Source organism: Vibrio sp. Y29_XK_CS5, from assembly GCF_024181835.1.
GTDB classification, from domain to species: Bacteria; Pseudomonadota; Gammaproteobacteria; order Enterobacterales; family Vibrionaceae; genus Vibrio; species Vibrio harveyi.
In genome coordinates this window covers 145,233-160,075 of record NZ_JAMZAM010000004.1, presented here as the reverse complement: position 1 = coordinate 160,075, position 14,843 = coordinate 145,233, and the positions used below count along the sequence as shown (strand labels likewise).

Below are 14,843 nucleotides of genomic sequence, written 5' to 3'. Positions count from 1 at the left end.
TTTATCAGAAGAAAAGCTTGAATTCTTAATATCATAGCGTCCTACAACCTGTTTCGCGCCTAAAGTAAAACGATCCCCGCCTATGGAACTCGTTCCCATCTCGTTGTCGCCATATACAAAGAAAACACGATGATTTTGACTAAACTATAGTCGTATTTGTTGGGGTGACAAACTTTTGACAACTTGAAAGCCTGGTGGGGTGATTTATGGATCGAGTAACCTTTAGCTCGCTTGCGAGTAATATCGTAGTTATTGGAATTGACGGGGAAATTAGGACCTTAGAACCAGGTCAGGTCCCTGCATCTGGGGAATTGGTTATCACTGAAGTGTCTGACACTTCTCAATTGAATTTCGAACAAATAGCCCCTGATGGCAGCTCAATTAATGTAACGGACGATATCACCGCACTAATTGAGGCAATCGCAGCCGGGGAAGACCCTGCACAGCTTGAAGGTGACTTTGAACCTGCAGCGGGTGAAAGCGATGGTTCGAGTCCACAGTCGACTGGAGCAATTGATCGTACAGGCGCAGAAGCCCTTGCTAGTACGGATTTCGAAACGGTCGGTACAGCAATAACCCTATCAGAAACTCAAGAGCTTTCGTTGCTTGAGTTTATCAACCAACAAATAATTATCCCTGCTCAGGTTATCGTTCAGGACATATCCAGCCCGACAATAAACGAAGGTGATCAAGCGTCTTTTGAAGTCACTCTCGACCAGCCCACACAGCAAGAGACTGAGGTGACATTATCCCTTAGTGATGATTCTGCGACAGGGGGAGCTGATTACGACAACTCGGTTATTACTATTACTTTTGAAGATGGAAGTACGGATCAAATAAATGTCGGAGAAGATGGGACGTTTTCTGTTTCAATCCCCATTGGAGATGAGTCGTTCGTAATCACGGTGGATACGATTGATGACGACGTATTTGAAGGAAACGAAACTTTCACGTTAAGCGGTGGTACGGAGAACCAGCCGGAACCCGTTACAGGTGTGGCAACAATAACAGATGATGGCACTGGTCCGGGTGAAGAGCCTGATGACGATCGACCGACCGTTGCTTCTGTCAGCGATACAACCGTAAACGAGGGTGAGGAAGCTGTGCTTGAGGTAACGCTTAGCAACCCGAGTACGTCAGAAACGACGGTGAACATGACGTTATCTGATGGAACTGCGGAGGGTGGATTAGATTACACAAACACTTCCGTCACTATTACGTTCGAGGATAACAGCACTCAGATTGTTAATGTAAACCCAGACGGTAGCTTTGCTGTCACTGTCCCTGCGAATGAGGTTAGTTACAATGTCACGATAAATACGATAGACGATGATTTGTTTGAAGGAACGGAGACGTTTACGTTATCGGGCTCAACAGAGAATCAAAATGGCACAACGTCAGGAACGGGAACCATCGTTGATGACGGTTCTGGTCCCGGTCCCAATCCGGATGACGATAGACCGACAGTTGCATCTATTAGTGATACTACGGTTAATGAGGGCGATTTAGCCAGATTAGATGTGACGCTTAGTAACCTAAGTACGACCGATACTGTGGTCAGTATGAATCTGGCTGATGGTAGCGCTGAAGGTGGAATAGATTACACCAACACATCCGTTACGATTACTTTCGAAGACAACAGCACTCAAGTCGTAAACGTCAATCCAGATGGTAGCTTTGATGTATCCGTGCCAGCGAACAATATAAGCTACAGTGTCACTATTAGTACGATTGATGACGACCTCTTTGAAGGCTCAGAAACATTTACTTTGTCTGGAAACACTGGCAATCAAGCGATTCCTCAGACGGGAACAGGGACCATTGTTGATGATGGTACTGGCCCGGGACCTGACCCTGATGACGACCGTCCAACGGTATCCATTAGCGATGCGGGAGTTGTTAATGAAGGTGATACGGTAAACTTCGTTGTGTCTCTAACTAATGAAGCTGATTCTCCAGTCCAAGTAGAACTAGGTCTTGATCTTGGTGATACCGAAACGGGCGATCTTGGCGTCCTAGAATACAACACTGGTTCAGGTTGGGTTGCAGTACCAAACGATGGTGTAGTTACGGTACCTGCGGGATTAAGCGAGTTTGATGTTCGCGTTGCTACTATTGATGACGAAGTGTTTGAAGGTCCTGAAGAGTTCAGTGTTAGTGTGACAGGTTTGGACTCAGTTCAAGGTTCTGATTCAGGTAGTGCAACGATTGTCGATGACAATACTGGTCCTAGTCCCGATCCGGACGACGACCGCCCAACGGTTTCTATTAGTGACGCTGGCACAATTAACGAAGGTGACACCGCCAATTTCGTTGTATCTCTAACTAATGCTTCAGAAGCTCCAGTGGAAGTGCAGCTCGACCTTAACCTTGGTGACACCGAAGCAGGCGACCTCGGCACTCTCGAATACAACACCGGCTCCGGTTGGGTTGCAGTGCCTGTTGATGGTGTAGTGACTGTACCAGCAGGGTTAACTGAGTTCGATGTACGAATCGCTTCGATTGACGATGAAGTCTACGAAGGTCCAGAGAACTTTACGGTAGATGTGACCGGTCTCGGCCCTGTTCAAGGCACTGATACGGGTACAGCAACCATCGTCGATGATGGTACAGGTCCTGATCCCGATCCGGATGATGACCGTCCAACCGTATCTATTAGCGATGCTGGCACGATTAATGAAGGCGATACTGCAAACTTTGTTGTATCACTGACCAATGCATCTGAATCCCCAGTGGAAGTTCAACTGGATCTTAATCTCGGTGACACCGAAGCAGGTGACCTTGGTACCCTTGAATACAACACTGGTTCAGGATGGGTAGCCGTTCCTGTCGATGGCGTAGTGACTGTGCCAGCAGGCTTAACTGAGTTCGATGTACGAATTGATTCTATTGATGACGAAGTCTACGAAGGTCCAGAGAACTTCACCGTAGGCGTAACTGGTTTAGGTCCCATCCAAGGTACTGACACGGGCACAGCCACTATCGTCGATGATGGTACGGGACCAGAGCCTGAGCCAGATGATGACCGTCCAACGGTTTCTATTAGCGATGCTGGCACAATTAACGAAGGTGACACCGCCAATTTCGTTGTCTCGTTAACTAACGCTTCTGAAGCTCCAGTGGAAGTGCAGCTCGACCTTAACCTCGGTGATACAGAGGCTGGCGACCTCGGCACTCTTGAGTACAACACCGGTTCAGGTTGGGCGACCGTTCCTGTCGATGGCGTAGTGACTGTGCCAGCAGGCTTAACTGAGTTCGATGTGCGTATTGCTTCGATTGATGATGAAGTTTATGAAGGTCCAGAGAATTTCACGGTAGACGTAACAGGTCTTGGTCCTGTTCAAGGTACCGATACGGGCACAGCCACTATCGTTGATGATGGTACGGGCCCTGAACCCGACCCAGATGATGACCGTCCAACCGTATCTATCAGTGATGCTGGTACGATTAACGAAGGTGACACCGCCAACTTCGTTGTCTCATTAACTAACGCTTCTGAAGCCCCAGTGGAAGTGCAGCTCGACCTTAACCTTGGTGATACCGAAGCAGGTGACCTCGGTACTCTCGAATACAACACCGGCTCAGGTTGGGTTGCCGTTCCTGTCGATGGCGTAGTGACTGTGCCAGCAGGGTTAACTGAGTTTGATGTGCGTATTGCATCGATTGATGACGAAGTTTACGAAGGTCCTGAAAACTTCACGGTAGATGTGACCGGTCTCGGCCCTGTTCAAGGCACTGATACGGGTACCGCAACCATCGTCGATGATGGTACGGGGCCTGATCCAGATCCGGACGACGACCGTCCAACCGTATCTATCAGTGACGCTGGCACGATCAACGAGGGCGATACCGCCAATTTCGTTGTATCTCTGACCAATGCATCTGAATCCCCAGTGGAAGTTCAACTGGATCTTAATCTCGGTGATACCGAAGCAGGTGACCTCGGTACTCTTGAGTACAACACAGGCTCAGGTTGGGTAGCCGTGCCTATCGATGGCGTAGTGACTGTACCAGCAGGCTTAACTGAGTTCGATGTTCGAATCGCATCGATTGATGACGAAGTTTATGAAGGTCCAGAGAACTTCACCGTAGACGTAACAGGTCTTGGTCCTGTTCAAGGCACTGATACGGGTACAGCAACCATTGTCGATGACGGTACAGGTCCTGATCCCGATCCGGATGATGACCGTCCAACCGTATCTATTAGCGATGCTGGCATGATTAACGAAGGTGACACCGCCAATTTCGTTGTATCACTGACCAATGCTTCTGAAGCCCCAGTTGAGGTTCAACTCGACCTTAATCTCGGTGATACCGAAGCTGGTGACCTAGGTACTCTCGAATACAACACAGGCTCAGGTTGGGTTGCAGTACCCGTTAGTGGTGTAGTGACTGTACCAGCAGGGTTAACTGAGTTTGATGCGCGTATTGCATCGATTGATGACGAAGTCTACGAAGGTCCAGAGAACTTCACCGTAGATGTGACCGGTCTCGGCCCTGTTCAAGGCACTGATACGGGGACAGCAACCATCGTTGATGATGGTACTGGCCCTGATCCAGATCCGGACGACGACCGTCCAACCGTATCTATCAGTGACGCTGGCACGATCAACGAGGGCGATACCGCCAATTTCGTTGTCTCATTAACCAACGCTTCTGAAGCCCCAGTCGAAGTTCAACTGGATCTTAACCTCGGTGATACCGAAGCAGGCGACCTCGGTACCCTTGAGTACAACACCGGTTCAGGTTGGGCGACCGTTCCTGTCGATGGCGTAGTGATTGTGCCAGCAGGCTTAACTGAGTTCGATGTACGAATCGCTTCTATTGATGACGAAGTCTACGAAGGTCCGGAAAACTTCACGGTAGACGTAACTGGTCTCGGTCCTGTCCAAGGTACTGATACAGGTACCGCAACCATCGTCGATGATGGTACGGGGCCAGAGCCTGAGCCAGATGATGACCGTCCGACGGTATCTATTAGTGATGCTGGTACGATTAACGAGGGCGATACCGCCAATTTCGTTGTCTCATTATCTAATGCATCAGAAGCTCCAGTGGAGGTTCAGCTCGATCTTAACCTTGGTGATACCGAAGTGGGCGACCTCGGTACTCTCGAATACGACACCGGCTCAGGTTGGGTAGCCGTTCCTGTTGGTGGCGTAGTAAGTGTTCCTGCTGGTATGACTCAGTTCGATGTGCGTATTGCATCGATTGATGACGAAGTCTACGAAGGTCCAGAGAACTTCACGGTAGACGTAACTGGTTTAGGTCCTGTGCAAGGTACCGATACGGGCACAGCCACTATCGTCGATGACGGTACAGGGCCAGACCCAGATCCGGACGACGATCGCCCTGGCGTTACTATTAGTGATGCTGGTGTCATCAATGAGGGTGATACGGCTAATTTTGTCGTTACTTTGGCAAACGTTTCTGAAGATGATGTTCAAGTCGAGCTAGGTCTCAACCTTGGCGATACCGAAGCAGGTGACCTCGGTACTCTCGAATACAACACCGGCTCAGGTTGGGTTGCCGTTCCTGTCGATGGCGTAGTGACTGTGCCAGCAGGGTTAACTGAGTTTGATGTGCGTATTGCATCGATTGATGACGAAGTTTACGAAGGTCCAGAGAACTTCACCGTAGATGTGACCGGTCTCGGTCCTGTCCAAGGCACAGACACAGGTACTGCAACCATCGTCGATGATGGTACGGGACCAGAGCCTGAGCCAGATGATGACCGTCCAACGGTTTCTATTAGCGATGCTGGCACAATTAACGAAGGTGACACCGCCAATTTCGTTGTCTCACTGACCAATGCTTCTGAAGCCCCAGTTGAGGTGCAACTCGACCTTAACCTCGGTGACACGGAAGCAGGTGACCTCGGTAGTCTAGAGTACAACACAGGCTCAGGTTGGGTTGTGGTGCCTGTCGATGGCGTAGTGACTGTACCAGCAGGGTTAACTGAGTTTGATGTACGAATCGCTTCGATTGATGATGAAGTCTACGAAGGTCCTGAAAACTTCACGGTAGACGTAACTGGTTTAGGTCCTGTGCAAGGTACCGATACGGGCACAGCCACTATCGTTGATGACGGTACAGGGCCAGACCCAGATCCGGACGACGACCGCCCAACGGTTTCTATTAGTGACGCTGGCACAATTAACGAAGGTGACACCGCCAATTTCGTTGTATCTCTAACTAATGCTTCAGAAGCTCCAGTGGAAGTGCAGCTCGACCTTAACCTCGATGACACGGAAGCAGGTGACCTCGGTACTCTTGAGTACAACACCGGCTCTGGTTGGGTAGTTGTTCCTGTCGATGGCGTAGTGACTGTGCCAGCAGGGTTAACTGAGTTCAATGTACGAATTGCATCGATTGACGATGAAGTCTACGAAGGTCCTGAAAACTTCACGGTAGACGTAACAGGTCTTGGCCCTGTTCAAGGTTCCGATACGGGTACAGCAACCATCGTCGATGATGGTACAGGGCCTGATCCCGATCCGGATGATGACCGTCCAACGGTATCTATTAGTGATGCTGGTACGATTAACGAAGGCGATACCGCCAACTTCGTTGTCTCGTTAACTAATGCATCAGAAGCCCCAGTAGAAGTGCAACTCGACCTTAACCTCGGTGATACCGAAGCAGGTGACCTTGGTACTCTCGAATACAACACTGGCTCAGGTTGGGTTGCCGTCCCTGTTGGTGGTGTAGTAAGTGTTCCTGCTGGTATGACTCAGTTCGATGTGCGTATTGCTTCGATTGATGACGAAGTTTATGAAGGTCCAGAGAACTTCACGGTAGACGTGACCGGTCTTGGTCCTGTCCAAGGTACCGATACGGGTAGCGCAACCATTGTTGATGACGGTACGGGACCTGGTCCAGATCCGGACGACGATCGCCCTGGCGTTACTATTAGTGATGCTGGTGTCATCAATGAGGGTGATACGGCTAATTTTGTCGTTACTTTGGCAAACGTTTCTGAAGATGATGTTCAAGTCGAGCTAGGTCTCAACCTTGGCGATACCGAAGCAGGTGACCTTGGTACCCTTGAATACAACACTGGCTCAGGATGGGTTGCAGTGCCTGTCGATGGCATAGTAAGCGTTCCTGCTGGTATGACTCAATTCGATGTTCGAATCGCATCGATTGATGACGAAGTCTACGAAGGTCCAGAGAACTTCACGGTAGATGTGACCGGTCTCGGCCCTGTTCAAGGCACTGACACGGGCACAGCCACTATCGTCGATGATGGTACAGGTCCTGATCCCGATCCGGATGATGACCGTCCAACCGTATCTATTAGCGATGCTGGCACGATTAATGAAGGCGATACTGCAAACTTTGTTGTATCACTGACCAATGCTTCTGAAGCACCAGTTGAAGTGCAACTCGATCTTAACCTTGGTGATACCGAAGCCGGTGACCTTGGCACTCTCGAATACAACACGGGCTCAGGTTGGGTTGCCGTCCCTGTTGGTGGTGTAGTAAGTGTTCCTGCTGGTATGACTCAGTTCGATGTTCGAATCGCATCGATTGATGATGAAGTCTACGAAGGTCCAGAGAACTTCACCGTAGACGTAACAGGTCTTGGTCCTGTGCAAGGTTCCGACACGGGTACAGCCACTATCGTCGATGACGGTACAGGGCCAGACCCAGATCCGGACGACGACCGTCCAACGGTTTCTATTAGCGACGCTGGCACAATTAACGAAGGTGACACTGCCAACTTCGTTGTCTCGTTAACTAATGCATCAGAAGCCCCAGTCGAGGTTCAACTCGATCTTAACCTTGGTGACACCGAAGTGGGCGACCTCGGTACTCTCGAATACAACACCGGCTCAGGTTGGGTTGCAGTCCCTGTTGGTGGCGTAGTAAGTGTTCCTGCTGGTATGACTCAGTTCGATGTGCGCATTGCTTCTATTGATGACGAAGTCTACGAAGGTCCAGAGAACTTCACGGTAGATGTGACCGGTCTTGGCCCTGTTCAAGGCACTGACACGGGCACAGCCACTATCGTCGATGACGGTACAGGGCCAGACCCAGATCCGGACGACGACCGTCCAACGGTATCTATTAGTGATGCTGGTACGATTAACGAGGGAGATACCGCCAATTTCGTTGTCTCATTAACTAACGCTTCTGAAGCCCCAGTCGAAGTTCAACTCGACCTTAACCTTGGTGATACCGAAGCCGGCGACCTTGGCACTCTCGAATACAACACAGGCTCAGGATGGGTTGCAGTGCCTGTCGATGGCATAGTAAGCGTTCCTGCTGGTATGACTCAATTCGATGTTCGAATCGCATCGATTGATGACGAAGTCTACGAAGGTCCAGAGAACTTCACGGTAGATGTGACCGGTCTCGGCCCTGTTCAAGGCACTGACACGGGCACAGCCACTATCGTCGATGACGGTACAGGACCAGACCCAGATCCGGACGACGACCGCCCAACGGTTTCTATTAGCGACGCTGGCACGATCAACGAGGGCGATACCGCCAATTTCGTTGTCTCATTAACTAACGCTTCTGAAGCCCCAGTCGAAGTTCAACTCGACCTTAACCTTGGTGATACCGAAGCCGGCGATCTTGGCACTCTCGAATACAACACAGGCTCAGGTTGGGTTGCAGTACCCGTTAGTGGTGTAGTGACTGTACCAGCAGGCTTAACTGAGTTCGATGTTCGAATCGCATCGATTGATGATGAAGTTTATGAAGGACCAGAGAACTTCACCGTAGACGTAACAGGTCTTGGTCCTGTTCAAGGTTCCGATACGGGTACAGCAACCATCGTCGATGATGGTACAGGTCCTGATCCCGATCCGGACGACGACCGTCCAACGGTATCTATCACTGACGCAGGCACAATTAACGAAGGTGACACCGCCAATTTCGTTGTCTCATTAACTAACGCTTCTGAAGCCCCAGTGGAAGTGCAACTCGAACTTAACCTTGGTGACACCGAAGTGGGCGATCTCGGTACTCTTGAATACAACACGGGCTCAGGTTGGGTAGCCGTTCCTGTTAATGGTGTGGTGAGTGTTCCTGCTGGTATGACTCAGTTCGATGTTCGAATCGCTTCGATTGATGATGAAGTCTACGAAGGTCCAGAGAACTTCACGGTAGATGTGACCGGTCTTGGCCCTGTTCAAGGCACTGACACGGGCACAGCCACTATCGTCGATGACGGTACAGGGCCAGACCCAGATCCGGACGACGACCGCCCAACGGTATCTATCAGTGATGCTGGAACGATTAACGAAGGTGACACCGCCAACTTCGTTGTCTCTCTAACTAATGCATCAGAAGCCCCAGTCGAAGTGCAACTCGACCTTAATCTCGGTGATACCGAAGCCGGCGATCTTGGCACTCTCGAATACAACACAGGCTCAGGTTGGGTAGCCGTTCCTGTTAATGGTGTGGTGAGTGTTCCTGCTGGTATGACTCAGTTCGATGTTCGAATCGCTTCGATTGACGACGAAGTCTATGAAGGTCCAGAGAACTTCACCATAGACGTAACTGGTCTTGGTCCTGTCCAAGGCACAGACACAGGTACCGCAACCATCGTTGATGATGGTACGGGTCCTGATCCCGATCCGGATGATGACCGTCCAACGGTTTCTATTAGTGATGCAGGCACAATTAACGAAGGTGACACCGCCAATTTCGTTGTCTCGTTAACTAACGCTTCTGAATCCCCAGTGGAAGTTCAACTGGATCTTAATCTCGGTGACACGGAAGCCGGCGACCTTGGTACCCTTGAATACAACACTGGCTCAGGTTGGGTTGCCGTTCCTGTCGATGGCGTAGTGACTGTACCAGCAGGCTTAACTGAGTTCGATGTACGAATCGATTCTATTGATGATGAAGTTTATGAAGGACCAGAGAACTTCACGGTAGATGTGACCGGTCTTGGCCCTGTTCAAGGCACTGACACGGGCACAGCCACTATCGTCGATGATGGTACGGGTCCTGAGCCCGATCCGGATGATGACCGTCCGACGGTATCTATTAGTGATGCTGGCACAATTAACGAAGGTGACACCGCCAATTTCGTTGTCTCGTTAACTAACGCTTCTGAAGCCCCAGTTGAAGTGCAACTCGACCTTAACCTCGGTGATACCGAAGTGGGTGACCTCGGCACTCTTGAGTACAACACCGGTTCAGGTTGGGCGACCGTTCCTGTCGATGGCGTAGTGACTGTACCTGCAGGATTAACTGAGTTCGATGTACGAATCGCTTCGATTGATGATGAAGTCTACGAAGGTCCTGAAAACTTCACGGTAGACGTAACTGGTTTAGGTCCTGTGCAAGGTTCCGACACGGGTACCGCAACCATCGTCGATGATGGTACGGGTCCTGATCCCGATCCAGATGATGACCGTCCAACGGTGTCTATTAGTGATGCTGGCACGATCAACGAAGGCGATACCGCCAACTTCGTTGTCTCGTTAACTAATGCATCAGAAGCCCCAGTCGAAGTTCAACTCGACCTTAATCTTGGTGACACCGAAGCAGGCGACCTCGGCACTCTCGAATACAACACTGGCTCAGGTTGGGTAGCCGTTCCTGTTAATGGTGTGGTGAGTGTTCCTGCTGGTATGACTCAGTTCGATGTTCGAATCGCTTCGATTGACGACGAAGTCTACGAAGGCCCAGAGAACTTCACGGTAGATGTGACCGGTCTCGGTGCTGTCCAAGGTACTGATACGGGGACCGCAACCATTGTCGATGATGGTACTGGCCCTGATCCCGATCCGGACGACGACCGCCCAACGGTATCTATTAGTGATGCTGGCACGATTAACGAAGGTGACACTGCCAACTTCGTTGTCTCGCTCACTAACGAGTCTGAAGCTGCGGTTCAGGTTCAGCTTACTCTTAACACTGGTGACACCGGAGTGGGTGATCTAAGCACGCTTGAATATAATACTGGTTCCGGCTGGGTTGCAGTTCCGAATGATGGTTTAGTCACGGTACCAGCAGGCTCGACTCAATTTGATGTTCGAATTGATACCCTGAACGACGCAGTGTTTGAGCAGGATGAGGACTTCAGTGTTTCTGTTGTAGGCGTTGGTCCTGTATTGGGCTCTGATGTCGGTAATGCAACAATTATCGATAATGATGCACCTCCAGCTATTTCCGACGTTATCGATGCGGTTGTTTCAGAAGAAGGGTTAACCGATGGTATACCTGATTCCACGGGTTCTCCTACCGATACTACAAATGCAGCCAGCTTCTCAGGGTCATTTACAGTTGGAGACCCGGATACAGCGAATGTTTCAGTCGTTCTTTCTGGTCCAAATACACTCACATCAGGTGGAGAGCCTGTGTCTTGGGCATGGAACAGCAATACTCAAACATTGACGGCTTCTACTGCGAGTTTAGCTGTTGTTGCAACTGTTGTTCTCACGGAGCCCGCTGTCTCAGGACAAGGTTCTTGGGATTACAACATCACACTGTTTGAACCACTCGATCATCCGGTGAATGATGTTGAGGATATCATTGACTTTGATTTGCAGATCTCGGTCAGTGATGGTCAAACCACAACGTCTGAAAGCCTCAATGTTATTGTTGAAGATGACCGTCCATCAGTACCAAGTAACGTGCCAGTAGTAGACGTTACAAACTTGGATATCCCCGATGTTATAACTGGACAAGTGAGCTTTACAGGTAATGGTGCAGATTCTTTCAGTAGAACCTTTGGTGACGTTGTTGTAACAGCCGAAGGTTTTATTTCGGATGAATCGGTGACGCTTGGCGCAGCACAAGTCAATCAGTCTTCGGATGGTATTGGGGTTAAAAGCTCAGGTGACAACGGCTTCCCGTTAGATAATGAGGTCGATTACCGTTTTGCTAACAATCAAGGTGTATCTGAAAAACTCATCATAGACTTGGGTGATAAAGTTGCATTTGGTGCGGAAATTGAGTTTGCCAAAATGTTTGGAGGTGAATTAGAAGAAGGGGTCGCATCATTCTATCGAGATGGCGTGCTAATTGCTCAACAAACCTTTACTTCTGATGCTCAAAGTGGTGATTTCGCAGCAAACTTTAGTGTTCAGCAAGGTGGCTTTGATCAGATCATTCTAGAAGCAACGGATAACGGTAATGGACCGAATATTGAAGACAATAGTGATTTTACTGTTAAATCCATTACCTTTATCGGTTCTGATGGTGGTATTCCAATCGCATCCGCAGAGGGAACAATTAGTTCTACATACGGTGCAGATGGTCCGGGCGTAACAGCTTTAACGGGTGCGGAATCAGGTTTACAGACGGCAGGTGGAGACGATATTACAGTCAGCGTCGACGCGCAAAACCCTAATCGTTTAGTTGGTTCAACAGATAATGGTGTTGCGTTCGAAGTGCAGTTTACACCGAGCACAGGCAAGTGGGAGTTCATCCAATATGAGCCACTCAGCGAACCTATTGGTGATGGTGATATTGACTTCGAGTACACAGTAACGGATGCCGATGGAGACAATGTTACGGGATCATTTGCAGTTAACCCTGCTATCCCACCAACCATTTCTGGTGCAGTAGCACTTAATGTGTCTGAAGAAGGTTTACCTGATGCGAATGCCGACAATGGAGCATTAGCTGGTTTTATTGATACAACAGATTCCACGAATGATACTGGCTCACTTACATTGGGAGCAACTGTGGAATCCGTCACATTGGGCTTACCAACGACGCTAATTTCAAGTGATGGAGATGCATTAGTTTGGACGCTCTCAAACAACGATAAGACACTTACGGGCTCTGCAAGCGGTCAGCCAATTATTGAGGTGTCGGTTGACGATCTTGGTAATTTATCGACAGAGCTACTAGGAAAAGTCGATCATCCGGATAGTGGTGGCGAAGACGTAATTGATTTAGAAGTTCCAGTGATTGCGTCAAACGCACTTGGTATTACTAGCTCTGCAACTGCTACGGTCGCCATTGAAGATGACTCTCCATTTGCTGAAACGGTTGTTGAAGACGTTAATGCGATGCAAACAACAGGTTCCAACGTTCAGTTGATCCTGGATGTATCAGGATCGATGGGGTGGGATTCAGTTACTGGTTCAAGTTCAAATGTTGTAACTTCGCGTCTTGATGTACTGAAAAGCGCATCGATAGCCTTGTTATTAGAATACCAATTACTTGGAGATACTAAAGTTCAAATCACAACCTTCAGTAGTAATGCAAATGTACTTGGCGAAGATGGTGTTGAATCATCAGATAACAGCTTACCTAATGATTTAACAACAATTTGGATGGATGTTGATCAAGCTATCGCACTGATTAATAGCTTAACTGCAGGTGGCGGTACGGATTACGACGATGCCGTTGCACTTGCTGCCGAAGATGATGTTTGGGGTAATCCTGAGCTACTTGCGGATGCAAACAACCTTAGCTACTTCCTATCGGATGGTAATCCTAGCTCTACCGGGAATCAGATTAATGCAACAGAACAGTCGGATTGGGAAGCGCAGCTAGAGCAATATAATGTAACAGCGCTCGCTTACGGTATTGGTACCGGAGCTGCAACTCAGTTCTTAGAGCCTGTTGCTTATGACGCTAATAATCCAATAGATAAACAAATCGACCCAATTATCGTTCCGGATATTAATAGCCTTCCAGCGATACTCATCCAATCGATCGTAACGCCAATAACTGGTGCTTTAGGTTCGACTGTTATGGGGGGAAGTTCGTCGTTCTTTGGTGCTGATGGCGGCTATGTATCGTCATTTAACTATGGTGGCGCAACGGGTATTACGGTGACGTTTGATGGTACGACTATTACGGTGGATGATGACGCGAACAACACTGGAGCGACAACCATTGTTGATGCAGTTGAAGATACCGTGACGATTGTAGTGGACAGTCAAAACTCTGTAGTTATTGATTTAAACACGGGTGAATACACCTTCTTTGCTTCATCGATTGCGGTTGCTACTCAGTTTGACTTTGATTACGTACTGACTGACGGCGATGGTGATACTACAGCAGAAACCGTTTCATTTGATTTGGAGCCAAACTCTGTTGAAGCTGTAGATGACACAGCTTCAACACCTGAAGGGACGCCAATTGTGGTTGATGTACTTTCAAACGATACCAACAGCGACAATGCGGCTACACTAATGTTGGCTGACGCAGTTGTTGATCCAAGTAAAGGTCAAGTACTCGTTGTAGATAATCAGTTGGTATTTATCCCTTCAAATAGTTTGGATGATGGAGATAGTGCAAGAATTTCTTATCGAACTGAGTCATCAAACGGTGATTTTGATATAGGGGCACTTACGGTGTCTGTTACTGCAAGTGTAGGCGCGCCTTCAGGAGTGGGTGGTAATAGTGATGATACTCTTGTTGGTACAGCTAGTGCCGATATCTTACTTGGAGAGGAAGGAGAAGATACTATCTCGGGCAATGCGGGGGAAGATATCATCATAGGAGGTCTAGACGATGATATCCTGACCGGTGGTGCGGATGGTGATGTGTTTGTTTGGACTCAAATGGATAATGCAGTGGATTCAGTCACAGACTTTGATGCGTCGGAAGGCGACAAACTCGAACTTAGAGATTTGTTCGATGATGTTTCTGGTACCGATATGTCGACGCTGCTTGATGATTTTGAGTCTGGTGACTTCTCTGGACAAGTGAATGGTATTACCTTGTCTGTAACGGAAGATTCTGGAGACTCGACCCTAACCATTAATAAAGGGGGGCAGCAGTTAGATATCAACTTCGATGGCGCATCGGCTGCAGATATTGCCAACAGTATCATTACTAATCTTGAGCAATTGAGAGAATAAAAAAACGGAGCGAAAGCTCCGTTTTCTTTTGAATCTAAAATAGCCAGC

The 14,843-nt window shown here is 48.9% G+C and carries 1 protein-coding gene; it reads left to right on the top strand.

Features of this window, described 5'->3' with window-relative positions; genetic code table 11:
• The first annotated feature begins 206 nt into the window (after positions 1–206).
• The gene (locus tag NL647_RS16975; protein ID WP_253650434.1) at positions 207–14,795 is read left to right on the top strand and encodes an S-layer family protein; all 14,589 of its coding nucleotides are present in this window, start codon (positions 207–209) and stop codon (positions 14,793–14,795) included.
• Positions 14,796–14,843 lie beyond the last annotated feature (48 nt).

What these genes read in the sequence shown, in the direction of transcription:
- NL647_RS16975 (WP_253650434.1), top strand. Translation starts at nt 207, where the DNA reads ATGGATCGAGTAACCTTTAGCTCGCTTGCGAGTAATATCGTAGTTATT.